The organism is Enterobacter sp. K510 (assembly GCF_055804875.1).
Window position 1 is genome coordinate 338,460 of the sequence record NZ_JBNRLQ010000005.1, and the last position, 24,251, is coordinate 362,710.

Consider the following 24,251-nt stretch of genomic DNA (forward strand, 5'->3'; position numbering starts at 1 on the left):
ATAAACAGAGTTTTCACTGTAAAGACCCCATCATAATGAGTAAATCATTGCAAAAACCCACCATTCTTAACGTCGAAACCGTCGCTAAATCACGGTTATTTAACGTTGAAAGCGTGGATCTGGAATTCAGCAACGGCGAGCGTCGTGTTTATGAGCGCATGCGCCCGTCAACGCGCGAAGCCGTAATGATTGTGCCCATCGTCGATGACCATCTGATTTTGATCCGTGAATATGCCGTGGGGATCGAAGCCTATGAACTGGGCTTTTCGAAAGGGCTTATCGATCCGGGCGAAAGCGTGTATGAAGCCGCGAACCGCGAGTTAAAAGAGGAAGTGGGTTTTGGCGCGCATAACCTGACGTTTCTGAAGAAACTGAGCATGGCCCCGTCCTATTTCTCCAGCAAAATGAATATCGTGGTGGCAGAAGATCTCTATCCGGAGTCGCTGCAAGGGGATGAGCCTGAACCGCTGCCGCAGGTGCGCTGGCCGCTGGCTCATCTGATGGATCTGCTTGAAGATCCCGATTTCAATGAAGCGCGCAATGTCAGCGCGCTCTTCCTGGTGCGGGAATGGCTGAAAGGGCAGGGCAGGCTGTAGTTTTATGGCCCTCTCCCGGCGGGAGAGGGCTTTAGGATCAGAACAGTTCGTGCGTCTCGCCGTTATCAATAATCGTCGTTCCCACCTCATGTACCGCCTGCTGTGTCGGCTGCGTACCTTCGATGAAATACTCCTGACGACTGTTGCCGCCGTTGGCCAACTGGCCGGTGGTGCGGTCGATATTGACGGTTATAATGCCCGGCGGCGGCGTCAACGGTTCTTCCGGTACGCCTTCCAGCGCGTGTTTCATAAAGGCATCCCAGGCAGGCTGGGCGCTCTTCGCACCGCCTTCATAGCCTGAGATCTGATCTTTAATCGCCCCCGAGGCGGTGGTGCGCCCCAGATCCCGGCGATGGTCGTCAAAGCCGATCCATACCGAGGTGACCGCGCCAGGGCCGTAGCCGGAGAACCACGCATCTTTCGAGCTGTTGGTGGTACCGGTTTTGCCGCCGATATCATTACGTTTCAGATCGCGGCCCGCACGCCAGCCGGTGCCCTGCCAGCCCGGTTCGCCAAAGATATTGCTGTTCAGCGCGCTCTTGATTAAGAACGCCAGCGGAGTATTGATGACGTGCGGCGCGTACTCCTGCGCCCCGGTTTGCGCCACCAGCGCCTGATTAGCCTGTCCCAGCTGCGGCATCGGTACGACGGCGTTCTGCTGCTCCTGCGAGCGGGCGACGTCTTCCACGTCTTTGTTCTCCAGCACGCCGGATTTCTGCGTTTCGCCGTAAATAACCGGAATATCGCAATCCGCACAGGCGATCTTCGGACGGGCTTCAAAGAGTACGCCGCCCTGATCGTTTTCGATCTTGCTGATGAAATACGGATCCACCAGGAAGCCGCCGTTCGCCATCACCGCATAACCGCGCGCCACCTGAAGCGGCGTAAAGGATGCCGATCCCAGCGCCAGCGATTCGGTATGCACGATGTTCTGCGCCGGGAAGCCGAAGCGCTGCAAATACTCTGCCGCGTAATCCACGCCCATGGCGCGCATCGCACGCACCATCACCACGTTTTTCGACTGGCCCAGGCCCTGACGCAAACGGATAGGCCCGGCGTATTCCGCAGGGGAGTTCTTCGGCTGCCAGTCAGAGCCCGCGCCCGCATCCCAGCGGGAAATCGGCACGTCGTTGAGAATACTCGCCAGCGTCAGCCCTTTGTCCATCGCCGCCGTGTAGAGGAAAGGCTTGATGTTTGAGCCCACCTGACGCAGCGCCTGGGTGGCGCGGTTAAATTTGCTCTGATTGAAATCGAAGCCGCCGACCAGCGCTATCACCGCGCCGTTTTGCGGGTTGATGGACACCAGCGCCGAGTTGACGTCCGGCACCTGCGCCAGCCACCAGGCATCCTCAACCTGACGCACCCAGATTTGCTGTCCGGCCTGCACCACATCGGTGACTTTGCGCGGCGTTGCGCCCTGTGCGGTATCCGAACGGTAAGGACGCGCCCAGCGCATGCCTTCCATACGCAGCGACACTGAGGTGCCATCTGCCAGCATCGCCGTCGCTTCCTGCAGGCTGGTGCCCGTGACCACGGCAGGCAACAGCGGCCCGTAGGTCGGCAGCGCTTTTAACGTGCGGGTGATTTTCTGCGTATCCCATGCGCTTTCCCCCAGCTTCCACAACACGTTCGACGGGCCGCGATAGCCGTGACGCATGTCGTAATCCAGCACATTGTTACGTACCGCCTGTTGAGCGGCCTGCTGCATCTGACGCGTGATGGTGGTGTAAACACGGTAGCCGTCTTCATAGGCTTTCTCGCCATAGCGGGACACCATCTCCTGGCGCACCATCTCTGACAGATAAGGCGCTGAGAAGGCGATTTCCGGCGCGTGATAATTGGCGTCAATCGCCTCGCCGCGCGCCTGTTCGTACTCCGTCTGCGAGATATACCCTTCGCTGAGCATACGCGACAGCACCACATTACGGCGGCTGGTCGCCCGCTCCAGCGAGTAGAGCGGGTTAAAGGTCGACGGCGCTTTTGGCAGACCGGCGATCACGGCGATTTCGCTCAGCGTCAGCTGATCGACCGATTTACCGAAATAAACCTGCGCGGCAGAGCCCACGCCGTAAGCGCGGTAACCGAGGTAAATTTTGTTGAGATAAAGTTCGAGGATCTCGTCTTTATTCATCAGCTGTTCGATGCGGATGGCGAGAAACACTTCCTTTATTTTACGCATCAGGGTGCGTTCGGGGCTTAAGTAGAAGTTTCGCGCCAGCTGCTGCGTGATGGTGCTCGCGCCCTGCGAGGCATGACCGGAGAAAAGCGCCACGCTTGCCGCACGGAAAATCCCCACGGGATCGACACCATGATGCTCATAAAAACGGCTGTCTTCTGTCGCAATAAACGCTTTCACCATCACCGGCGGGATCTGGTTTAAGGTCAGCGGGATGCGCCGTTTTTCACCGTACTGAGCGATAAGCTCGCCGTCAGCGCTGTAAACCTGCATCGGGATTTGCAAACGCACATCTCTGAGCGTGGCGACATCAGGGAGTTGCGGCTCAACATATTTGTATAAGCCATAGATCGAGCCTGCTCCCAGCAGAATGCAACAGACTGCAAGGATCAATAAATACTTTACGAACTTCACCGGAGATTTCCCATTTAGTTTTATCTGGGCAGTTTATAAACAACCGCGCGGTAGTATAAAGGCAAGCCTGATGCATTGATAGGGTCGTCACTTTGGCGACCGATAAGGAGATCGCTGATGATGGCATTCGGGCACTGGCAAATAGGACTGCATATTCAACAGAGTGGCGTGTATGGCGTTGCGCTGATCCGCGAAAAGACGCAGTGGGCGCTACGCCGCTGGTGGCAGGTGCCGCTGGCCGACGATGTCGTCATCGACGGGCAAATCCGGCAGTTCGATGTGCTTTCACAGACGCTGTTGCCCTGGAGCAAAACGCTGCCGCGCCGCCACCATATCCGGCTCGCTTTTCCGGCGGGACGAACCCTGCAAAAGACCTTTCCCCGTCCGGCGATGCGCCTTGGCGAACGCGAGCGGCTGTCGTGGATGGCGGGAAGCCTCGCGCGGGAACTGGACATGGCGGGGGAAGATTTACGCTTCGACTACAGTGAAGACACGCTGCAGGACGCCTACCGCGTGACGGCGGCGCAACAAAAAGAGATTGCCGACGTGCTTGAACTGGCGCGGTCGCTGCGTCTGCACGTTGCCGCCATCACGCCTGATGCCTGCGCCCTGCAACGGCTGATCCCGCTGCTCGCGCCGCCTGCCCGCTGGCTGATTTGGCGCGATCCCGGCCAGTGGCTGTGGGCCACGCGGGAGCGCTGGGGACGATATCCGGCGCAGGGCATTGATTCGCCGCAAGCGCTGGCGCTTAAGCTGGGCCTGGAGCCAGCGCTGGGGCAGGTGTGCGAAGCGGCGGCGGGCTTTGATGCCTGGTGCGCTGTGGCCCATCGCCAGCCGCCTTTACCGGTAAACGGCGACGCCTGGGCGATCGCCATTGGCCTGGCGCTGGGTGAGGCGCGCTGAGCATGTACATGGTCAATCTTCTGCCCTGGCGTTTACAGCGTCAGCGGCGACGCAATCGCTTCTGGTGCGCGGTCTATACCGCTACCGTGCTGATCCTGCTGCTGGTGACGCTGGCCGGACGACAGGGTATCCAGGCGGAGCAGCGGATTAACTTTCTTATAGAGGACGCCGACGCCACGCTGTTTGCGGCGCTGAGCCAACGCCACGCAGAGCGGACACAGGCGCAGCAGCGCTGGCAGCAGCAGGCGAAACGCTTACAGCAGCGTGCAGCAACGCGGGAATGGCAACGCAGCCTGACGCAGCTGGCAGAACAGATGCCGGATAAGGCCTGGCTGACGCAGTTGCGCTATCAGCAGGGAAAACTTGCACTGGCAGGCGTCGCCGCCTCGCTTGCGGCCTTATCCCGGCTCGACGATGCGCTCGGCCAGATCCCCGGCTTTCATCCCGGTACTGCCGGGGCGACCACCCGCGATGCGCAGGGCCGCTGGCAGTTTCAGCACCAATTAATTGAGGACGCAGCCCATGCAGCGGTGCCTTGATTTCTGGTACGGCTTAACCGGGCGGGGCCGGGTGGCGCTGTGGCTGATGCTGACGTGTTGCCTTGCCGTCTGCCTGTGGTGGATAGCCATTCGCCCGCCGGAAAACAGGCTGGCGCAACTGAAGAGCGATCGCGCCGCCCGGCAACTGACGTTACGCCAGCATTATCTGAAAACGTACGCGCTGCGCCCGCCGGAGGGGCTGACGGAAAGCGAGCCTGCGCGGGCTTTCTCGCCCCTTGATTTTGCGCCCCCGCACGCCAGCCTGACGCGCTGGCAGCCCGCCCTGCATGGCGGTGAGCTGGAACTGGCGGCGCAGTGGGCGCAGGCGGTTGCGACTTTTGCACGCCTGGCGGAGTACGACATGGTGGTCCGGGGTTTTACGCTGGAGCCGGAAGGCGGGCAGTTACGCTTCACTCTGCAACTGGAGGCGGCCAATGATCCTTAAACGCTGGATGCTGGCGGCGACCGCTTTGATTTCGCTTACCGGGATGCGGGATCCATTTTTGCCGCCGCCGGACCTTTGTCAGACGGCGCAGCTGACCCAATGGCGCTATCAGGGCTATGTCGCGATGCGGGGGCGCGCCATGGGCATCCTGCGCGATGGCAGCGGCAAATGGCTGCGGGTGAGCACGGGCGATCGCTTACCGACCGGATGGCAGGTGGGAGAGATCACAGACCTCGAGATGCAAATTTTTACCGCGGCAGACTGCGAGCCGCAGCAGTGGCGCTGGACACGACAGGGAGATCAGCATGAAACAATGGACAGGAATAATCATGATGTGCAGCATCATGACCGCAAGGGCGGAAGCGCCGAAGCCGGTCACGCTGATGGTGGACGACGTGCCGGTGGCGCAGGTGCTGCAAAGCCTGGCGCAGCAGGAGAAGCATAACCTGGTGGTCTCGCCCGATGTCAGCGGTACGCTCTCGCTGCATCTTATTAATGTGCCCTGGAAACAGGCGCTGGAAACAGTTATCGCCAGCGCGGGTCTGACCATGCAGCGGCAGGGCACTATTCTGCATGTGCATTCACAGGCCTGGCAGCAGCAAAAACAGGCCAGTCTGGACGCCGGGCGGGAAAAGCAGCGGCTGAACCTGCCGCTACAGGACCAGAGCATCGTACTGCGCTATGCCGATGCGGGCGAGCTGGCCGCCGCGGGTGAGAAGCTGCTCAGTGCCAGAGGCACGGTGACGGTAGACAAACGTACCAATCGCCTTCTTCTGCGTGATAATGCCGACACGCTCCGCACCTTTACCCGCTGGGTTGAGCAAATGGATCTGCCAGTGGCGCAGGTAGAGCTTGAAGCGCACATCGTGACTATTAATGAAAAAAGCCTGCGCGAACTGGGCGTGAAATGGGATCTGGCTGAGGCGCCCGCCGATGCGGTGGCAAAAGTCGGTCATATGACGGCCTTAAGCGGCGATCTGTCGGTGGCCAACGCCACCACGCGGGTCGGTTTTAATATCGGGCGCATCGACGGGCGGATGCTGGGCATTGAGCTGTCGGCGCTGGAGCAGGAGCAGAAGCTCAATATCATCGCCAGCCCGCGTCTGCTGGCGTCCCATTTGCAACCCGCCAGCATCAAACAGGGCAGCGAGATCCCCTACCAGGTGTCCAGCGGCGACAGCGGCGCCACCTCGGTTGAATTTAAAGAAGCGGTGCTCGGCATGGAAGTCACCCCCACGGTGCTGCCGGATGGGCGAGTGCGTCTGAAGCTGCATATCAGCCAGAACATGCCCGGACAGGTCCTGCAGCAGGCGGATGGCGAAACCCTGGCTATCGATAAACAGGAAATCGAAACGCAGGTCGAAGTCAAAAGCGGCGACACGCTGGCGCTGGGCGGCATTTTTCAGCATAAAAAGAAAACCGCCAGCGATAAGGTCCCCTTACTTGCCAGCGTCCCCTGGCTGGGACAGCTGTTTCGTCATGACGGGAAAGATAATGAAAGACGGGAACTGGTGGTGTTTATCACCCCCCGGCTGGTGCCGCTGCGTTAGCGACAGGTGCCGCCATGCCACGAAAACGTTGCCTGCGGGTGGCAACAATGGTGCGTATGATATGCAAGAAAGTTGATGGTTTTTGCACTGAACTGAACTCAGGTGTTTGACGTGGGAGATGAATTAGCTTACAAGGAGTACCGATTTGAGCGTCAGATAGTCCTGACACACCTCAATTGACCTCTGTGAAGGATTGGTGATTTATTCAGTTGCCAAACAAGCCGGAGTATTGAGATAATTTTCAGTCTGATTCTCGAACTCACCATATGAGGTTTCAGTTCATGTCCTGCGGCGTTGTGTGTCTGCGAAGCGGGTTTATCATTAACGAATAGTCTTAGTAGTACCGAAAAAATGGCAGAGAAACGCAATATCTTTCTGGTTGGGCCTATGGGTGCCGGCAAAAGCACTATTGGGCGTCAGTTAGCTCAACAACTCAATATGGAATTTTACGATTCTGATCAAGAGATTGAGAAACGAACCGGAGCTGATGTGGGCTGGGTCTTCGATGTAGAAGGTGAAGATGGTTTCCGCGATCGCGAAGAAAAAGTCATCAATGAGCTGACTGAAAAACAGGGTATTGTGCTGGCAACTGGCGGCGGCTCTGTGAAATCACGCGAAACCCGTAATCGTCTCTCCGCCCGTGGCGTAGTGGTTTATCTGGAAACCACTATCGAAAAGCAATTAGCTCGTACTCAACGTGACAAAAAACGCCCACTGTTACAAGTGGATACACCACCGCGTGAAGTACTGGAAGCGCTGGCGAACGAACGCAATCCGCTGTACGAAGAGATTGCCGACGTCACCATTCGCACCGACGACCAGAGCGCTAAAGTGGTCGCAAACCAGATTATTAATATGCTGGAAAGCAACTGATTTCTGGCTAAACGTAACCCCTCGGGTTTTAGCAACTAAGGTGGATGTCGCGTCATGGAGAGGATAAACGTCACTCTCGGGGAACGTAGTTACCCTATCACCATCGCGGCTGGCTTGTTTAACGATCCAGCTTCCTTCTTGCCTCTGAAGTCCGGTGATCAGGTTATGCTGGTCACCAACGAGACACTGGCTCCGCTGTATCTCGATAAGATCCGCCGTGTTCTTGAACAGGCGGGCGTCAAGGTAGATAGCGTTGTTCTGCCTGACGGCGAGCAATATAAAAGCCTGGCAGTGCTCGACACGGTCTTCACCGCCTTGTTGCAAAAACCTCATGGCCGCGACACGACGCTGGTCGCCCTGGGCGGCGGTGTAGTGGGCGATCTCACCGGGTTTGCGGCAGCCAGCTATCAGCGCGGCGTCCGCTTCATTCAGGTGCCGACCACGCTGCTTTCGCAGGTCGACTCCTCCGTTGGCGGCAAAACGGCGGTAAACCATCCTCTTGGCAAAAACATGATTGGCGCGTTCTACCAGCCCGCTTCGGTGGTGGTGGATCTCGACTGCTTATCTACTTTGCCTGCGCGTGAACTCTCCTCTGGTCTGGCTGAAGTCATTAAATATGGCATCATTCTCGACCGCGAATTCTTTATCTGGCTGGAAGACAATCTGGATGCATTGCTGCGTCTGGACGGGCCGGCAATGGCGTACTGTATTCGCCGCTGCTGCGAGTTAAAAGCCGAAGTTGTGGCGGCTGACGAGCGCGAAACCGGCTTACGTGCTTTACTGAACCTGGGGCACACCTTTGGTCATGCTATCGAAGCTGAAATGGGCTACGGTAACTGGCTGCATGGTGAGGCGGTTGCTGCGGGTATGGTGATGGCGGCGCGCGTGGCTGAACGCCTCGGGCAGTTCGACCAGCAGGATACACAACGTATTATTACGCTGCTCAAGCGTGCCGGCCTTCCGGTCAACGGCCCGCAAGAGATGTCCCGGGAGGCTTATCTGCCTCATATGATGCGTGACAAGAAAGTGCTGGCGGGCGAGATGCGTTTAGTGCTCCCGCTTGCCATCGGTAAATGTGAAGTTCGCGGCGGCGTTCCGCATGATGTTGTACTTGACGCCATTGCGGATTGCCAGCAAGCGTAACAATTAGAAAGGTCTGGCCGCGCCAGCCGTGGCGTTTTAACTTCGGGCGATATGCACGTGGTAAGCATAAGCCTATGAGTGGGGTGTTAAATGGATGAATACAAACCAGAAGACGAGCTGAAACCCGATCCCAGCGATCGTCGTACTGGTCGTTCCCGTCAATCTTCTGATCGTGACAGTGAACCGCAAATCAATTTTGATGACGTCGATCTGGAAGCAGACGACCGTCGGCCTTCGCGATCCCGTAAACCCCGTGAAGACGAGGAGTACGAGGAGTATCCGGAAGAAGACGCGTCTGTGGATGAGCCGCGCGAAGTGCGCCGTCCGCGCAATCGCAAAAAAGCCGCCGCCGCGAAACCCGCTTCTCGTCAGTACATGATGATTGGCCTGGGGATCCTGGTGCTGTTGCTGTTAATCGTTGGTATCGGCTCCGCGCTGAAATCGCCGGTCAGCAAAAACAACGGCGAGCAAACGGCGTCCACTGAGAAAAATATCGATCTGGCTGGCAGCAACACGACCAATAATGCCGCCGACCAGGCTAACGCCACGCAGCCTGCGCCTGGCGCCACCTCTGCGGAGCAGACGGCTGGCAACCAGCAGGACGTTTCCCTGCCGCCGATTTCGTCTACTCCGACGCAGGCGCAGACAAGCGCCGCGCCGGAAGGCCAGCAGCGCGTGGAAGTGCAGGGCGACCTGAACAACGCGCTGACCCAGCCGCAAAATCAGGATCAGCTCAATAACGTGGCGGTTAACTCCACGCTGCCGACGGAACCGGCGACCGTGGCTCCGCTGCGTAACGGCGCTGCCGCACCGCGTCAGACCACCGACACGGCAGAACGTCAGACGACCCCGCGCACCACCGAGCGCAAGCAGGCGGTGATCGAGCCGAAATCGCAAAGCAAACCGCAGAGTAAACCGCAGGCTACGCAGACCGCGCCAAAAGCCGTGCCGGTTCAGCCGAAGCGTACGGAAACGGTGATTGCCGCACCGGCGAAAACGCCGGCAACCAACACGGCACCGAAAGCGACCGCCAGCGTACCGGCTAAACCTGCCGCGCCTGCGGCGACGGCCACCACCACGGCCCCGGCAGCGACCACGCCAGCGAAATCCGCAGCGCCAGCCGCCACCGCGGGTGGTACCACGGGTAATGTGGGCGCGTTAAAATCCGCGCCGTCAGGACACTACACGTTGCAGTTGAGCAGTTCTTCCAACTCCAACAACCTGAACGCCTGGGCGAAAAAAGAGAATCTGAAAAACTACGTGGTTTATCAGACCTCCCGCAACGGTCAGCCGTGGTATGTGCTGGTGAGCGGTGTGTATGCCTCTAAAGAAGAAGCCAAACGCGCCGTGGCAACGCTGCCAGCCGATGTGCAGGCGAAAAACCCATGGGCGAAGCCAGTGCACCAGGTGCAGGCCGATCTCAAATAATGATTAAAGCGCAGGTTGCTGTCGGAGCTTTCTCCACAGCCGGAGAAGGTGTAATTAGTCAGTCAGCATGAAAAAGAATCGCGCTTTTCTGAAATGGGCAGGGGGCAAGTACCCCCTGCTCGACGATATCAAAAAGCACTTGCCGGAAGGCGAGTGCCTGATTGAGCCGTTTGTAGGTGCCGGGTCGGTATTTCTTAATACCGACTTTTCTCGTTATATCCTTGCCGACATTAACAGCGATCTGATTAACCTCTACGACATCGTGAAGACCCGTACCGATGAGTATGTGCAGAGCGCGCGTGAACTTTTTGTTCCGCAAACCAATCAGGCTGAGGTGTATTACCAGCTGCGCGCTGAGTTTAACCAGTGCCACGATACGCTTCGTCGCGCAGTCCTGTTCCTGTATCTGAATCGTCATGGCTACAATGGTCTGTGCCGCTACAATTTACGCGGCGAGTTCAATGTACCTTTTGGTCGCTACAAGAAGCCCTACTTCCCGGAAGCAGAGCTGTATCATTTCGCCGAGAAAGCGCAGAACGCGTTTTTCTACTGTGAAACCTATGCCGACAGCATGGCGCGCGCCACCAAAGATTCGGTGGTGTACTGCGATCCGCCTTACGCGCCGCTGACCTCCACCGCGAACTTTACCGCTTATCACACAAACAGCTTCAGCCTGGAACAGCAGGCGCATCTGGCGCAGTTGGCGGAAAGTCTGAAGAAAGAGCGGATCACGGTGCTGATCTCCAATCACGATACGTCGTTAACCCGTGAATGGTACAGTCAGGCGGAGATGCATTTGTTAAAAGTGCGGCGCAGCATAAGCAGTAATGGCGGCACACGTAAAAAGGTGGACGAACTGCTGGCTCTGTATCGCCCATGAGCCGTTTCGCCCGCCGCTAAAACCTCTAAGGAGATGCGGATGAAACAGTATTTAATAGCCCCTTCGATTCTGTCGGCTGATTTTGCCCGCCTGGGTGAAGATACCGCGAAAGCGCTGGCTGCCGGTGGTGATGTGGTGCATTTTGACGTGATGGATAACCATTATGTGCCGAACCTGACCATGGGTCCGATGGTGCTGAAATCCCTGCGCAATTACGGCATCACCGCCCCGATTGACGTGCATCTGATGGTAAAACCGGTCGACAGACTGGTGCCGGATTTTGCCGCGGCGGGCGCCAGCATAATCACCTTTCATCCTGAAGCGTCCGAGCACGTGGACCGCACGCTGCAACTGATCAAAGAACACGGCTGTAAAGCCGGGCTGGTGTTGAATCCGGCCACCTCCCTGAACTACCTCGATTATGTGATGGACAAGCTGGACGTGATCCTGCTGATGTCCGTCAACCCCGGCTTTGGCGGTCAGTCATTTATTCCGCACACGCTGGATAAGCTGCGCGAAGTGCGTCGCCGCATTGACGCTTCCGGCCGGGATATTCGTCTGGAAGTGGACGGCGGCGTGAAGGCGAGCAATATCCGCGATATCGCCGCTGCCGGTGCTGACATGTTTGTGGCAGGCTCAGCCATTTTTGACAAGCCAGACTATAAGCAGGTGATTGATGAAATGCGCAGCGAACTCGCAAAGGTCGGTCATGAATAAGATGCAGGATATTCGTGGCGTGGCATTCGATCTCGACGGCACGCTGGTTGACAGCGCGCCGGGCTTAACCCATGCGGTGGACATGGCGCTCTACGCGCTGGAACTGCCGCAGGCGGGGGAAGAGCGTGTGATCACCTGGATTGGCAACGGCGCTGATGTGCTGATGCAGCGGGCGCTGAACTGGGCCCGACAGGAGCGCGCGGCTTTACGCTCTTCAATGGGTAAACCTGCCGTTGACCAGGCCGATATTCCGGAAGAAGAGCAGGTGCGCATGCTGCGTAAACTGTTCGATCGTTATTATGCCGACGTGGTGGAAGAGGGCAGTTTCCTGTTCCCCGGCGTTGAACAGACGCTGGCCGCCCTACAGGCGCAGGGCCTGCCGCTGGCGCTGGTCACTAACAAACCGACGCCATTTGTCGCGCCGCTGCTGGAGGCGCTTAATATTGCCCGTTTCTTCAGCGTGGTGATCGGCGGCGATGACGTAAAAAACAAAAAGCCGCACCCGGAGCCGCTGCTGCTGGTGGCGGAAAAGCTGGGCATCGAACCGCAGGCGTTGCTCTTTGTCGGCGATTCCCGCAATGATATTCTGGCGGCACGTGCCGCAGGCTGTTGCTCTGTTGGCCTGACTTACGGCTACAACTACGGTGAAGCCATTACGCTTAGCGAGCCGGATCACGTGTTCGACCGCTTTAACGATTTACTGCCCGTGCTCGGGCTCCCGCACAGCGAGGATCAGGAAGAAAATCATGACTAAGCCCATCGTATTTAGTGGCGCACAGCCTTCAGGTGAACTGACCATCGGTAACTATATGGGTGCGCTGCGTCAGTGGGTAGGTATGCAGGATGATTACCACTGCATTTACTGCATCGTTGACCTGCATGCCATCACCGCCCGCCAGGATCCTGAAAAGCTGCGTAAGGCCACCCTCGACACACTGGCGCTCTATCTGGCATGCGGTATCGATCCGGAAAAAAGCACCATCTTCGTACAGTCGCACGTGCCGGAGCACGCGCAGCTGGGCTGGGCGCTGAACTGCTACACCTATTTCGGTGAGTTAAGCCGCATGACGCAGTTCAAAGACAAATCAGCGCGCTATTCCGAAAACATCAACGCCGGTCTGTTTGATTACCCGGTGCTGATGGCCGCCGATATTCTGCTCTATCAGACCAACCAGGTGCCGGTGGGTGAAGATCAGAAGCAGCACCTTGAGCTGAGCCGCGATATTGCGCAGCGCTTCAACGCCATCTACGGCGACGTCTTTAAAGTGCCGGAACCTTTTATTCCGAAATCCGGCGCGCGCGTGATGTCCCTGCTTGAGCCGACGAAAAAAATGTCCAAGTCCGATGATAACCGCAACAACGTTATCGGCCTGCTGGAAGATCCGAAGTCGGTCGTGAAGAAAATCAAACGTGCGGTAACCGACTCCGACGAACCGGCAGTCGTGCGTTATGACGTGCAGAACAAAGCGGGCGTTTCTAACCTGCTGGACATTCTCTCTGCCGTGACCGGTAAGAGCATCCCGGAGCTGGAGCAGCATTTTGAAGGCAAAATGTATGGCCACCTGAAGGGCGAAGTGGCGGACGCGGTATCCGCTATGCTGACTGAGCTACAGGAACGCTATCACCGCTACCGCAATGACGAAGCCTTCCTGCAAAAAATCATGCGCGAAGGGGCAGAGAAAGCCAGCGCCCATGCCGCCGTGACGCTGAAAAAAGTGTACGAAGCCATTGGTTTTGTCGCGAAGCCGTAACGCATTCGTTCAGAAAAAAACCGGGAAATTCCCGGTTTTTTTGTATCGGCGCAAGAGTGATTCAGAGCCTTACTGCGCTGCCGCCGGGCCGCAGCCGCCGACGATTTTAGAAATAGAAATGGCCGGATGCAGCAGGTAGTCATAGCTGCAGTTGTTGGCTTTGTTCTGCACGTGACCTGTGCAGGCGGAGAGGGTTGCAACAGCTGCAATCAGCGCAGTGATTTTAATAATCTTCTTCATTCGATCTTCCTTGTTATTCATAGTAATCAGCATGTTTTTCATAATTGACGTGGATATTTGCAGAACGCAATATTTCCATGGTCAATTATAACTGCATGATTATATTGAACTTTAAGGGGATCTCTTAGTCCGGAGCCGGACTGGTAACGTGGACAGAAAAATGAATAAAGCCAGGCTGCGCTGGCTTTATCTGAAGATATCAATAGTTTGAGAACCAGTTAAGCTTATCGCGCAAGGCGACCACGCGACCAACAATAATCAGCGCCGGGCTTGCCACCTGGGTTGCCAGTTCCCCCAGTTCATTGAGCGAACCGCTAACGACCCGCTGCTTAACCGAAGTACCGTTTTCCACCAGCGCCACCGGCATATCGCTTTCCATGCCGTGGTCGATCAGCTGCGCCTGGATAGTCGCGGCCTGATTCAGCCCCATGTAAAACACCAGCGTCTGTTTTTCGGCGGCAAGGTTGGCCCAGTCCAGTTCCCCGCCGGTTTTGAGATGGCCGGTGATCAGCCGCACGCTCTGGGCGTAGTCACGGTGGGTCAGCGGAATGCCGGAATAGGCTGAACATCCGGAAGCTGCCGTAATGCCCGGCACCACAGAGAAAGGAATGCCCGCATGACACAGGGTTTCCAGCTCCTCGCCGCCACGTCCGAAGATAAAGGGATCGCCGCCTTTCAGACGCACGACGCGTTTACCGGACTGCGCGGCGCGCAGCAGGATCTGGTTAATCTCTTCCTGCGGCACGCAGTGGTAACCGGCGCGTTTACCGACGAAGATGCGGTCGGCGTCGCGGCGTACCAGGTTCATAATGTCGTCGGAGACCAGACGGTCATAGACTACCACATCCGCCTGCTGGATCTGTTGCAGGCCTTTTAAGGTCAGCAGCCCGGCATCGCCCGGCCCTGCGCCCACCAGCACCACTTCGCCGCGTTTATCCAGCGGCTCATTCAGCAGCTGTTCGGTGACGTCGCTGACGGCCTGAGTATCGTCATTGGCGAGCGACTGGGCGAGGCGATCGTTGACAAAGAATTTTTCCCAGAAACGGCGGCGCTCGCCCACGTTATCAAAGTGGGTTTTCACGCGATCGCGCAGTTTACCCGCGTAGCCCGCAAGCTGCCCGAGATGCTGCGGCAGCACGGCTTCGAGTTTTTCACGCAGCAGACGGGCCAGCACGGGGGAGGTGCCGCCCGAGGAGACCGCCACCATCAGCGGCGAACGGTCAATAATGGACGGCATGATAAAACTGGCTTCTTTCGGCGCATCCACCACGTTGCAGAAAATACGCCGCGCTTCGGCGGCATCGCTGACGCGCTGATTGACGTCGTTATCGTCGGTGGCGGCAATCACCAGCCAGGTGGTGTCGAGCAGCGCTTCATTAAAATCGCCCTGCGCCAGCGTTAACATGCCTTCGTTTGCCCAGACGGTAAACTGCGGCGAAAAGGCCAGCGCATTAACGGTGAGCCGCGCACCGGCTTCCATCAACAGTCGGGCTTTACGTTCTGCGACATCGCCACCGCCGACCAGCAGGCAGTCACGACCGCGTAATTGACAAAAGATGGGAAGATGGTGCACGACATTACCTCATTATTTTTATTGGCCCAGGGTTTCCGTGAGCGTCGCTTTCGCCGGTACCGGGCGTTCAGCACGAGGAGTAGCATACCAATAACCCAGTCCCATAAATACGGCACCAGATAAAGTATTGCCCAGGGTTACCCACAAGAGGTTATGACCAATTCCGGAGAGGGTATAGGCTTCGCTGTGATGCCCAAACCAGGAGAGGGCGAACAGCGTCATGTTGGCAACGGAGTGCTCGTAACCGGAGGCGATAAACGCCAGCAGGCACCACCAGATAGCGAGGAATTTTGCCGCGCCTTCTGTGCGTACCGCCATCCAGATCGCCAGACAAACCAGCCAGTTACACAGTGCGCCTTTAAAGAACAGTACGCCTGCGGGCGCGGTGGTTTTCGCCAGCGCCGCGGTATGAACCAGACTGGTATCCAGCGGTAACAGGCTGCCGCCGCCCCAGTTATAGAGCAGCGCGACGAACACCGAACCGATCAGGTTGCCAAGCCAGGTTTGCGGCAGAATAGTCCACATTTGGCCGTGGCTGATGGTGCCCGCTTTGACGCCGAAGGTCAGAAACATGGTGTGACCGGTGAATAATTCAGAACCGGCAATAATCACCAGCGTTAACGCAATCCCGAAGGTCGCGCCCATCACCAGCGGACGAACGCTGGGATCGAGCAGATTACCGAGGGTAAAGATGAGGATAATACCCAGCCCTACATAAGCGCCCGCCATGGCGGAGCTGATCCAGAAGCCGAGTGGGTTTTGCGCCGAGAGCCGGGCAATTCGCGCCGCGTTCGCGGCACATTTATTAATGGTGTCGGTAAACATGTTGATTATCCTTTAACACGTCATCCTTTGGGATGCCGCAAAAATGATGTTGTGTGAAAAATTAAAAAGAAAATAAAAATTTAAAAAAGGGGAGGCGTTGCGCCTCCCTGAATGCTTAACAGCGTACCTGCACTTCGCCATCCTTCACCCGCGCGTCAAAATGCGCGACCGAGTGGCTTTCATCCTCCATGCACAGCCCGTCCCGCAGACGGAAGCGCTGTTTTTTCAGCGGGCTGGCGACCCACAGCTCGCCGTTGTGCTCGGCAATCAGGCCGCGCGACAGCACGCTCGCTTCAAAAAACGGGTCGATATTGCTGATGGCAAAAACTTCCTCGTCCTGACGCGGGCGAAAAATCGCCACCTGCTGATCGTTCACCAACGCGCAAACGCCGGTCTGTGGAATGATGTCAGCGATGTTGCAGATAGTGTTCCACTGGCTCATACGGTTTCCTCCACCATGGTCACCGGGATACGCTCATAAGGCGTGGCCGGGCGATGCTGTTGACGTTCCGGGACGATCTGCACATTCGGATCGCGCTGCGGGCTGTTAATGAAGTGTCTGAAGCGCACCTGCGCCTGCGGATCCTTCACGGTTTCGGTCCACTCGCAGACCACCGCCTCACGCAGACGGGTCATTTCTGCTTCCAGCTGCGCGTTCAGGCCCAGCTTGTCGTCAATGATCACGCTCTTCAGGTAATCAATGCCGCCTTCCATATTTTCCAGCCATGGCGCGGTACGGGTCAGCTTGTCGGCGGTGCGGATGTAGAACATCATGAAGCGGTCGAGGTATTTCACCAGCGTATCGCGATCAAGATCCGCCGCCAGCAGGTCTGCGTGGCGTGGTTTCATACCGCCGTTACCGCAGACGTACAGGTTCCAGCCTTTATCGGTGGCGATGATGCCCACGTCTTTACCCTGCGCTTCCGCACATTCACGGGTACAGCCGGACACGCCAAATTTCATTTTGTGCGGGGTGCGGATGCCTTTGTAGCGGTTTTCCAGCTCGACGCCGAAGCCCACGCTGTCGCCCACGCCGTAACGGCACCAGGTGGAGCCGACGCAGGTTTTCGCCATACGCAGCGCTTTGGCATAGGCATGACCGGTTTCAAAGCCCGCCTCGATAAGCTGACGCCAGATTTCCGGCAGGTCATCTTTCTGCGCCCCGAACAGGCCGATACGCTGAGAGCCGGTGATTTTGGTGTACAGGTTAAATTCGCGGGCGATACGGCCGACTTCCATCAGCCCTTCCGGGGTGATTTCGCCGCCGGCAGAGCGCGGGATCACCGAGTAGGTGCCGTCTTTCTGGATATTCGCCAGGAAGTTGTCGTTGGTATCCTGCAAAGGCGTGTGCTGCGGTTTCAGTACGTACTCATTCCAGCAGGAGGCCAGCAGCGAGCCGACGGTCGGTTTACAGACTTCACAGCCGTAGCCTTTACCGTATTTGTGCAGCAGTTCGTCGAAGGTTTTGATGCCTTCCACGCGGATCAAGTGGTACAGCTCCTGACGGGAAAACGCAAAGTGTTCGCACAGGTTATGGTTAACTTCAATACCCTGTTTCGCCAGCTCAGCGTTCAGCACCTGGGTGACCAGCGGGATACAACCGCCGCAGCCGGTACCGGCTTTGGTTTCCGCTTTCAGCGCCGCCACCGTGTGGCAGCCTTTATTGATGGCGGAGATCAGCATGCCTTTGGTGACGTCGAAGCAGGAGCAGATTTGCGCGCTGTCCGGCAGTTTATCCACGCCGATTGACGGTTTGCCGCTGCCTGCGTGGGCGGGCAGGATCAGCGCGTCCGGGTTTTCCGGCAGTTCAATGGCGTTCAGCACCAGTTGTTGCAGGTTGCCGAAGTCGCTGGTGTCGCCCACCAGCACCGCGCCGAGCAGGGTTTTATTGTCCGGGCTGACGATCAGGCGTTTATAGACTTCTTTGCTTTCGTCGAGGTACACGTAGCTGCGCGCGCCCGGCGTACGGCCATGCGCATCGCCGATACCGCCTACGTCCACGCCGAGCAGTTTCAACTTGGCGCTGAGGTCGGCGCCTTCAAAGGCGTTGGTGTTGCCGAGGATATGGTCAACGGCAACCTGCGCCATTTTGTAGCCCGGCGCGACCAGACCGTATACGCGGTTATTCCAGCTGGCGCATTCGCCGATGGCGTAGATGTCCGGGTCGGAAGTCTGGCAGGTGTCGTTAATCACGATACCGCCGCGTGCCGCGACTGCCAGGCCGCACTGGGTAGCCAGTTTGTCGCGCGGGCGAATACCGGTGGAGAAGACGATAAAGTCGATTTCCAGATCGCTGCCGTCGGCGAAGCGCATGGTTTTGCGGCCTTCAACGCCTTCCTGCACGATCTCCTGGGTGTTTTTGCTGGTGTGCACGCGCACGCCCATGCTTTCAATTTTACGGCGCAGCTGTTCGCCGCCCATCTGATCAAGCTGTTCCGCCATCAGCATTGGCGCGAACTCGATAACATGCGTTTCAACGCCGAGGTTTTTCAGCGCGCCTGCGGCTTCCAGACCGAGCAGACCGCCACCGACTACCGCGCCGCGACGGCTGCGGCGGGCGCAGGCTTCGATGGCGTTCAGATCTTCGATGGTGCGGTAGACAAAACAGTCCTGCGTGTCAGAACCTTTGATGGGAGGGATCCACGGGTAGGATCCGGTCGCCATGATCAGTTTATCGTAATAGACCGTGCGGCCTGCGCTGGAGTGGATCACCTTTTCCTGGCGGTTAATGGTGATAGCGCGCTCGCCGACCAGCACGTTAACGCCGTGCTTCTCGTAAAATCCTTCCCGCACTAGCGACAGCTCTTCAGCGGTATGGTGAGAGAAGTAGGAAGACAGGTGAACGCGATCGTAGGCTTTACGGGGTTCTTCACAAAAAATGGTAATGTCGAACTGGCTGGCGTCCGCTTTATCGAGAAGATCCTCAACAAAGCGGTGGCCGACCATGCCGTTACCGATTATAGCGAGTTTGACTTTGCTCATTTTTGCCTCGATTTCTTTTCTATTACTGCCTACCTTAACGATTCAGCAATGGCGTTTATTGATGCAAATCAATTACACCTTTAACTACTCCTTAATGAGTAGATGACTGATTTCAGGGGATTTTTCTAAGTTGAGGAAATGTCAGGCTTTTCAGAGTTGAGGAAAATCTGAGCAAAAAACAGGGTTTTTAAGAAAACGACCTACTCCTTAAGATCAGGAGGTCATTGACAGGGATGGAGTAGTGTTTTTATGCGGGGAAGTACAGCAAAAAAATGCCCCTTCCCGGCAGGAAAGGGGCGCAGAGATTAGTGTGCAGTTGCCGTTGCGCCATGCTGGCGATGGCGGGTAACGAAGCCCAGCGCAAAGCACATCACGAAGACTACCGCGTACAGCCCGTTGGCGGTGAACAGTGCCGCCTGCGGGCCGCTGCTGGCAACAATCGGGCCGGTGACGATGAAGGTCAGCATGGTGCCGATGGTGCCGCAGGTGAGAATAAAGTTAACCAGCTTCGGCGACGCCACTTTCGTCTGTTGCGAGCCGAGCGTGATGATGGTGGTGTAGATCGCGCTGGAGAAGAAGCCCAGTGCCATGATAAACCACGCCATATGGTCGGCCGCGCTGGTAATGAACAGGTACATCAGTACCGCCGCCAGGCCTGCCAGAATGGTCAGAATGCGTTGCAGATCGAAGAAGCGCAGGATGAAGCTGAACGCCCACATACCGACCATGTACGACATCCAGAAATCACTGACCAGTTTGCCCTGAGCGCTGACGTCCATGCCCATGCCTTTCACGTATTCCGGAACCCAGGCGATAAAGCCCAGCTGGCCGAGGATATAGCACATGGCCGCGATGGACAGGAACAGCACGCCGATGCCCCATTTTTCTTTTACCACCGGCTTGTCGCCTGGTGCCGCATGTTTGCCCAGCGCCGGGAATTCACAACCGATAGTCAGAATAAAGATAGCGACGTACACCAGGCCGATACAGGCGTAAACCCAGTACCATTCGATGCTGCGCGCCAGCAGGTAAGCGGCGACCATCGGGAAAATCATCCCGGCCATGCTGAAGAAGGAGTCGGTGAACAGCAGGCGCGAACCACGCTGGCGGCCTTCATACATCTGCGTGACCAGGAAAGTACCAATCGACATGGTGATGCCGCTGACCAGACCGAGCACGAACATGGCGGCGGAGAACAGCGCCAGGCTGTGGGTCAGCATCAGTCCGGCAACGGCCAGAATCATCAGCACAAAACCAAAGCGCAGCTGCGTTTTCAGCGGCACGATTTCCATCAGCCAGGCGTTCAGGAAGATAGAGATTAAGATCCCGGCGTTCAGGAAGGTGAAGGTGTTACTCATACTGGATACCGGCAGATTAAAGTATTCTGCGATATTTCCCATCACCATTCCGGTGACGATCACCAACGCGCCGGTAAGGGCGTAGGAGAAGAAGCTGATCCATGTGAGCTTGATACGGTTGCTGTTAGTCATGTCTGGCCTGTGCATATAAGTGTAAAGCGCGTTGACAGCGCTGTGAACGGGCAGATTTTATGCAATAAAGTGATACATTTAAATCTTTAATAATGAATATGAAACTTATTGCAGTATTTATTATGAGATCGCTCACACTTTAGGCCGCTATTTATCATAAATTTGTGAGGTTACAACTGTTTCAATTTCGTAAAATTAGGTAAAAGGCTGGCCTGTGAGCTATCGCCTCTTTAGAATCTATCCACTCGCTCTTTTACCGCTCTATGTTTAGGAATTCTCATGGTTAAAATGACTCTGGCGGCTGTCGCAGCTGTATTTGCTCTTTCTGCAATTTCCCCCGCTGCGCTGGCAGCAAAAGGTGATCCCCATGTTCTGTTGACCACGTCTGCCGGTAACATCGAACTGGAGCTGAACAGCCAGAAAGCCCCGGTGTCCGTGCAAAACTTCCTCGACTATGTGAACAGTGGTTTTTATAACAACACCACCTTCCACCGCGTGATCCCGGGCTTTATGGTGCAGGGCGGCGGTTTCAACGAGCAGATGCAGCAGAAAAAGCCCAATCCGCCGATCAAAAACGAAGCGGATAACGGCCTGCGTAATACCCGCGGCACTATCTCAATGGCGCGCACCGCGGATAAAGACAGCGCGACCAGCCAGTTTTTCTTAAACGTAGCGGATAACGCTTTCCTCGATCACGGTCAGCGCGATTTCGGCTATGCGGTATTCGGTAAAGTTGTGAAAGGTATGGATGTGGCGGACAAGATTTCTCAGGTGCAGACGCACGATGTCGGCCCTTACCAGAATGTGCCAACCAAACCTGTTGTGATCCTTTCCGCGAAAGTCCTGCCGTAACATTTTGCACGGGTTTTGCGGCCCGTGCTCCTCTTCGCTTCCCTGCGCAACGCCGGATTGCCGCTTATACTTGTGGCTCATGGGCGACAACAACAGGGAGGCGTCATGGCTAAAAAACTCACCGACCGGCAAAAATCCCGTCTCTGGGAACAGCAGCGTAACGTCAATTTCCAGGCCAGCAGACGGCTTGAAGGCGTCGAGTGTGAAGAGATCAAACTGAGCGCCGACGAAGCGAACGCGCGCATTGAAGCGTTAAGGGGGAACCATGAGCGATAAGTTTGGCGACGGGCGCGATCCCTATCTTTACCCCGGCCTCAATGTGATGCGCAATAAGCTCGGCATTCGTCAGACACAGCGTCTGGAAGAAGCGGCGTATCAGTTTACCGCGCTGCGCGCCGCCACCCTGCCGTTAGGCACGGATACCCCCGGCCTGCCGCACCTGTGCGCCATTCACCGCCATCTGTATCAAGATATTTTTGACTGGGCGGGCGATATTCGCGAAGTGGACATCTATCAGGGCGACACGCGTTTCTGCCATTTCGATTACATCGAAAAAGAGGGCAACGCCCTGATGCAGGAGCTGGAAGTGGAAAACTGGTTGCAGGGTCTTGAGAAAGACGCCTTCACCGAACGCCTTGCGCACTATTATTGCGAAATCAACGTGCTGCACCCGTTCCGCATTGGTAACGGTATTGCCCAGCGTATTTTCTTCGAGCAGTTGGCGATCCACGCCGGTTACATGCTGGACTGGCGCGGCATCAAGCCGGATGCCTGGAGCCAGGCCAATCAGAGCGGCGCGATGGGCGATCTCTCTGCACTGACCAAAATCTTTAGCAAGGTGGTCAGTGAAGCGAAAGAGGCAGAGTAAGCCAACGCCCGGCGGATCGGTATTTTTGTAGGCCCGGCAAGCCTGCGCCGCCGGGCAATAAAACAGGTACACTACCCCCATCGCATTTTTTGACTGAAAGATCCCGCACCATGATCCTGCTTATCGACAACTACGACTCTTTTACCTGGAACCTCTACCAGTACTTTTGCGAGCTGGGCGCGCAGGTGGAAGTCAGGCGCAATGACGTGATTAGCCTTGCCGATATCGACAGCCTGTCGCCGGACAAAATCGTGATCTCCCCCGGCCCCTGTACGCCGGATGAATCCGGCGTGTCGCTGGAGGTGATCCGCCATTACGCCGGCAAGCTGCCGGTGCTGGGCGTGTGTCTGGGACATCAGGCGATTGCGCAGGTGTTTGGCGCGCGCATTGTGCGGGCGCAAAAAGTGATGCACGGCAAAACCTCGCCGGTCACCCATACGGGGAAGGGCGTGTTTCAGGGGCTGAATAATCCGTTAACCGTTACCCGCTATCATTCGCTGGTGATCGAACCCGCCTCGCTGCCCGACTGCTTTGACGTCACCGCCTGGAGCGATACGCAGGAAATAATGGGCATCCGCCACCGGCAGTGGGATCTGGAAGGCGTGCAGTTTCATCCGGAAAGCATCCTCAGCGAACAGGGGCATGAACTGCTGGCTAATTTCCTGTCGCGATGATTTTTTGTTGCCTTGTTGTGATTTTTTATGCATATTTTGTGCTTATATTTTCATAATTAATACAGCACAAAACGGATGGGCGTGACATGGCAACTGAACAAAACGCAATTACGCGCGCAACATTTGACGAAGTAATTCTGCCGATTTATGCACCTGCTGAATTTATTCCGGTAAAAGGGAAGGGCAGCCGCGTGTGGGATCAGCAGGGTAAAGAGTACGTTGATTTTGCGGGCGGTATTGCCGTTACGGCGCTCGGTCATTGCCATCCGGCGCTGGTTGAGGCGTTAAAAACCCAGGGGGAAACCCTGTGGCACACCAGCAACGTCTTTACCAACGAACCGGCCCTGCGCCTGGGCCGTAAAATGATTGAGGCCACCTTTGCCGAGCGCGTGCTCTTTATGAACTCCGGCACCGAAGCTAACGAAACGGCCTTCAAGCTGGCGCGCTACTACGCCTCCACCCGTCACAGCCCCTATAAAACGAAAATCATCGCCTTCCACAATGCTTTCCATGGACGGTCGCTGTTTACCGTGTCGGTGGGCGGACAGCCGAAATATTCCGATGGTTTCGGGCCTAAACCGGCGGACATCATCCATGTGCCCTTTAACGATCTGCACGCGGTCAAAGCGGTGATGGACGATCACACCTGCGCGGTCGTCGTGGAGCCGATCCAGGGTGAGGGCGGCGTTACGGCGGCGACTCCGGAATTTCTGCAAGGGCTGCGCGAGCTGTGCGATGAACATCAGGCGCTGCTGGTATTTGATGAAGTGCAGTGCGGCATGGGCCGCAGCGGTGAACTCTTTGCTTATATGCACTACGGCGTGACGCCGGATATTCTCACCAGCGCCAAAGCGCTGGGCGGCGGCTTCCCGGTCAGCGCCATGCTGACTACCCAGGAGATCGCCAGTGCTTTCCACGTCGGTTCCCATGGATCCACCTACGGCGGTAACCCGCTGGCCTGCGCGGTAGCGGGCGCGGCCTTCGATATTATCAATACGCCGGAGGTGTTGCAGGGGGTGAGCGAAAAACGCCAGCGCTTTGTTAAACATCTGCAACAGATCGATGAGCAGTACAATGTGTTCAGCGATATTCGCGGTATGGGGCTGCTGATTGGCGCAGAACTGAAGCCGCAATACCGTGGTCGCGCCCGTGATTTCCTGTATGCGGCCGCCAGCGAAGGGGTGATGGTGCTGAACGCCGGGCCTGACGTGATGCGTTTTGCGCCCTCGCTGGTGGTGGAAGAAAGAGACATCGACGAGGGCATGGCGCGTTTTGCGCAGGCCGTCGCGAAAATCGTCCACGGATAACCCTGTTGCCCGGTGGCGCTGCGCT

The 24,251-nt window shown here is 56.9% G+C and carries 25 protein-coding genes; 18 read left to right on the forward strand and 7 right to left on the reverse strand.

Annotation, left to right across the window (positions count from 1 at the left end; genetic code table 11):
- The first annotated feature begins 35 nt into the window (after nucleotides 1–35).
- Entirely contained in the window at nucleotides 36–596 is a 561-nt protein-coding gene (gene nudE / locus ACQUTD_RS11295; protein WP_072571239.1) for an ADP compounds hydrolase NudE, read from the forward strand.
- A 37-nt stretch (nucleotides 597–633) separates the two neighbouring features.
- On the opposite strand, the gene mrcA is transcribed toward nudE, so the two are convergent.
- On the reverse strand, nucleotides 634–3,186 hold the full coding sequence (gene mrcA, locus ACQUTD_RS11300) for a peptidoglycan glycosyltransferase/peptidoglycan DD-transpeptidase MrcA (RefSeq protein ID WP_473275082.1): 2,553 nt from the start codon (nucleotides 3,184–3,186) through the stop codon (nucleotides 634–636).
- Nucleotides 3,187–3,306: 120 nt separating this feature from the next.
- Between mrcA and ACQUTD_RS11305 the strand changes: the two genes are divergently transcribed.
- The 12 genes from ACQUTD_RS11305 to trpS all read left to right on the forward strand — a co-directional run bounded on the left by ACQUTD_RS11305 (nucleotide 3,307) and on the right by trpS (nucleotide 13,415).
- The gene (locus tag ACQUTD_RS11305; protein WP_473275539.1) at nucleotides 3,307–4,089 is read left to right on the forward strand and encodes a DNA utilization protein HofM; all 783 of its coding nucleotides are present in this window, start codon (nucleotides 3,307–3,309) and stop codon (nucleotides 4,087–4,089) included.
- Nucleotides 4,090–4,091: 2 nt separating this feature from the next.
- Entirely contained in the window at nucleotides 4,092–4,628 is a 537-nt protein-coding gene (locus ACQUTD_RS11310; protein ID WP_072571241.1) for a PilN domain-containing protein, read from the forward strand.
- On the forward strand, nucleotides 4,612–5,073 hold the full coding sequence (locus ACQUTD_RS11315) for a HofO family protein (RefSeq protein WP_473275079.1): 462 nt from the start codon (nucleotides 4,612–4,614) through the stop codon (nucleotides 5,071–5,073). The genes ACQUTD_RS11310 and ACQUTD_RS11315 overlap by 17 nt, the downstream gene beginning before the upstream one ends.
- Entirely contained in the window at nucleotides 5,063–5,518 is a 456-nt protein-coding gene (locus tag ACQUTD_RS11320; protein ID WP_318376012.1) for a HofP DNA utilization family protein, read from the forward strand. The genes ACQUTD_RS11315 and ACQUTD_RS11320 overlap by 11 nt, the downstream gene beginning before the upstream one ends.
- Nucleotides 5,403–6,623: a DNA uptake porin HofQ gene (gene hofQ, locus ACQUTD_RS11325; RefSeq protein ID WP_473275076.1), complete on the forward strand. Its 1,221-nt coding sequence runs from the start codon at nucleotides 5,403–5,405 to the stop codon at nucleotides 6,621–6,623. The genes ACQUTD_RS11320 and hofQ overlap by 116 nt, the downstream gene beginning before the upstream one ends.
- A 351-nt stretch (nucleotides 6,624–6,974) precedes the next feature.
- A complete protein-coding gene (gene aroK, locus ACQUTD_RS11330) occupies nucleotides 6,975–7,496 on the forward strand; it encodes a shikimate kinase AroK (protein WP_072571245.1) in 522 nt (173 codons plus the stop codon).
- A 54-nt stretch (nucleotides 7,497–7,550) separates the two neighbouring features.
- Nucleotides 7,551–8,639, forward strand: coding sequence for a 3-dehydroquinate synthase (gene aroB / locus ACQUTD_RS11335; protein WP_473275074.1), 1,089 nt, complete (start codon nucleotides 7,551–7,553; stop codon nucleotides 8,637–8,639).
- A gap of 90 nt (nucleotides 8,640–8,729) precedes the next feature.
- A complete protein-coding gene (damX, locus tag ACQUTD_RS11340; RefSeq protein ID WP_473275067.1) occupies nucleotides 8,730–10,067 on the forward strand; it encodes a cell division protein DamX in 1,338 nt (445 codons plus the stop codon).
- A gap of 67 nt (nucleotides 10,068–10,134) precedes the next feature.
- Complete coding sequence (dam, locus tag ACQUTD_RS11345) at nucleotides 10,135–10,947, forward strand: adenine-specific DNA-methyltransferase (protein WP_318362680.1); 813 nt, start codon at nucleotides 10,135–10,137, stop codon at nucleotides 10,945–10,947.
- A 39-nt stretch (nucleotides 10,948–10,986) separates the two neighbouring features.
- The gene (gene rpe, locus ACQUTD_RS11350) at nucleotides 10,987–11,664 is read left to right on the forward strand and encodes a ribulose-phosphate 3-epimerase (RefSeq protein WP_072571249.1); all 678 of its coding nucleotides are present in this window, start codon (nucleotides 10,987–10,989) and stop codon (nucleotides 11,662–11,664) included.
- Complete coding sequence (gene gph / locus ACQUTD_RS11355; RefSeq protein WP_072571250.1) at nucleotides 11,657–12,418, forward strand: phosphoglycolate phosphatase; 762 nt, start codon at nucleotides 11,657–11,659, stop codon at nucleotides 12,416–12,418. The genes rpe and gph overlap by 8 nt, the downstream gene beginning before the upstream one ends.
- Nucleotides 12,411–13,415 (forward strand): tryptophan--tRNA ligase, encoded by a 1,005-nt coding sequence (gene trpS / locus ACQUTD_RS11360; protein ID WP_072571251.1) that lies wholly within the window; start codon nucleotides 12,411–12,413, stop codon nucleotides 13,413–13,415. The genes gph and trpS overlap by 8 nt, the downstream gene beginning before the upstream one ends.
- A 69-nt stretch (nucleotides 13,416–13,484) precedes the next feature.
- Here the strand turns inward: trpS and ACQUTD_RS11365 are convergent, their stop codons facing one another.
- The 6 genes from ACQUTD_RS11365 to tsgA form a co-directional block, all read right to left on the reverse strand.
- A complete protein-coding gene (locus ACQUTD_RS11365; RefSeq protein ID WP_321988180.1) occupies nucleotides 13,485–13,655 on the reverse strand; it encodes a YhfL family protein in 171 nt (56 codons plus the stop codon).
- A gap of 199 nt (nucleotides 13,656–13,854) precedes the next feature.
- Nucleotides 13,855–15,228, reverse strand: coding sequence for a siroheme synthase CysG (cysG, locus tag ACQUTD_RS11370; protein ID WP_473275061.1), 1,374 nt, complete (start codon nucleotides 15,226–15,228; stop codon nucleotides 13,855–13,857).
- Nucleotides 15,229–15,246: 18 nt separating this feature from the next.
- Complete coding sequence (gene nirC / locus ACQUTD_RS11375) at nucleotides 15,247–16,053, reverse strand: nitrite transporter NirC (protein WP_072571253.1); 807 nt, start codon at nucleotides 16,051–16,053, stop codon at nucleotides 15,247–15,249.
- A 115-nt stretch (nucleotides 16,054–16,168) separates the two neighbouring features.
- On the reverse strand, nucleotides 16,169–16,495 hold the full coding sequence (gene nirD, locus ACQUTD_RS11380; protein WP_072571254.1) for a nitrite reductase small subunit NirD: 327 nt from the start codon (nucleotides 16,493–16,495) through the stop codon (nucleotides 16,169–16,171).
- Nucleotides 16,492–19,035, reverse strand: a complete 2,544-nt coding sequence (gene nirB / locus ACQUTD_RS11385; protein ID WP_318362685.1) for a nitrite reductase large subunit NirB — start codon at nucleotides 19,033–19,035, stop codon at nucleotides 16,492–16,494. Before nirB ends, nirD begins: the two co-directional genes overlap by 4 nt.
- A 305-nt stretch (nucleotides 19,036–19,340) precedes the next feature.
- Entirely contained in the window at nucleotides 19,341–20,525 is a 1,185-nt protein-coding gene (gene tsgA, locus ACQUTD_RS11390; protein WP_318376868.1) for an MFS transporter TsgA, read from the reverse strand.
- Nucleotides 20,526–20,804: 279 nt separating this feature from the next.
- Here tsgA and ppiA point away from each other — a divergent pair, with 279 nt between their 5' ends.
- The 5 genes from ppiA to argD all read left to right on the forward strand — a co-directional run bounded on the left by ppiA (nucleotide 20,805) and on the right by argD (nucleotide 24,226).
- Complete coding sequence (gene ppiA, locus ACQUTD_RS11395; RefSeq protein WP_473275056.1) at nucleotides 20,805–21,377, forward strand: peptidylprolyl isomerase A; 573 nt, start codon at nucleotides 20,805–20,807, stop codon at nucleotides 21,375–21,377.
- Nucleotides 21,378–21,482: 105 nt separating this feature from the next.
- Nucleotides 21,483–21,653, forward strand: coding sequence for a YhfG family protein (locus ACQUTD_RS11400; protein WP_088220945.1), 171 nt, complete (start codon nucleotides 21,483–21,485; stop codon nucleotides 21,651–21,653).
- Nucleotides 21,643–22,245: a putative adenosine monophosphate-protein transferase Fic gene (locus ACQUTD_RS11405; protein WP_072571259.1), complete on the forward strand. Its 603-nt coding sequence runs from the start codon at nucleotides 21,643–21,645 to the stop codon at nucleotides 22,243–22,245. The genes ACQUTD_RS11400 and ACQUTD_RS11405 overlap by 11 nt, the downstream gene beginning before the upstream one ends.
- A 110-nt stretch (nucleotides 22,246–22,355) precedes the next feature.
- Nucleotides 22,356–22,919, forward strand: a complete 564-nt coding sequence (pabA, locus tag ACQUTD_RS11410) for an aminodeoxychorismate synthase component 2 (protein ID WP_473275052.1) — start codon at nucleotides 22,356–22,358, stop codon at nucleotides 22,917–22,919.
- Nucleotides 22,920–23,005: 86 nt separating this feature from the next.
- Entirely contained in the window at nucleotides 23,006–24,226 is a 1,221-nt protein-coding gene (argD, locus tag ACQUTD_RS11415; RefSeq protein ID WP_473275049.1) for a bifunctional acetylornithine/succinyldiaminopimelate transaminase, read from the forward strand.
- The last annotated feature ends 25 nt before the right edge of the window (nucleotides 24,227–24,251 follow it).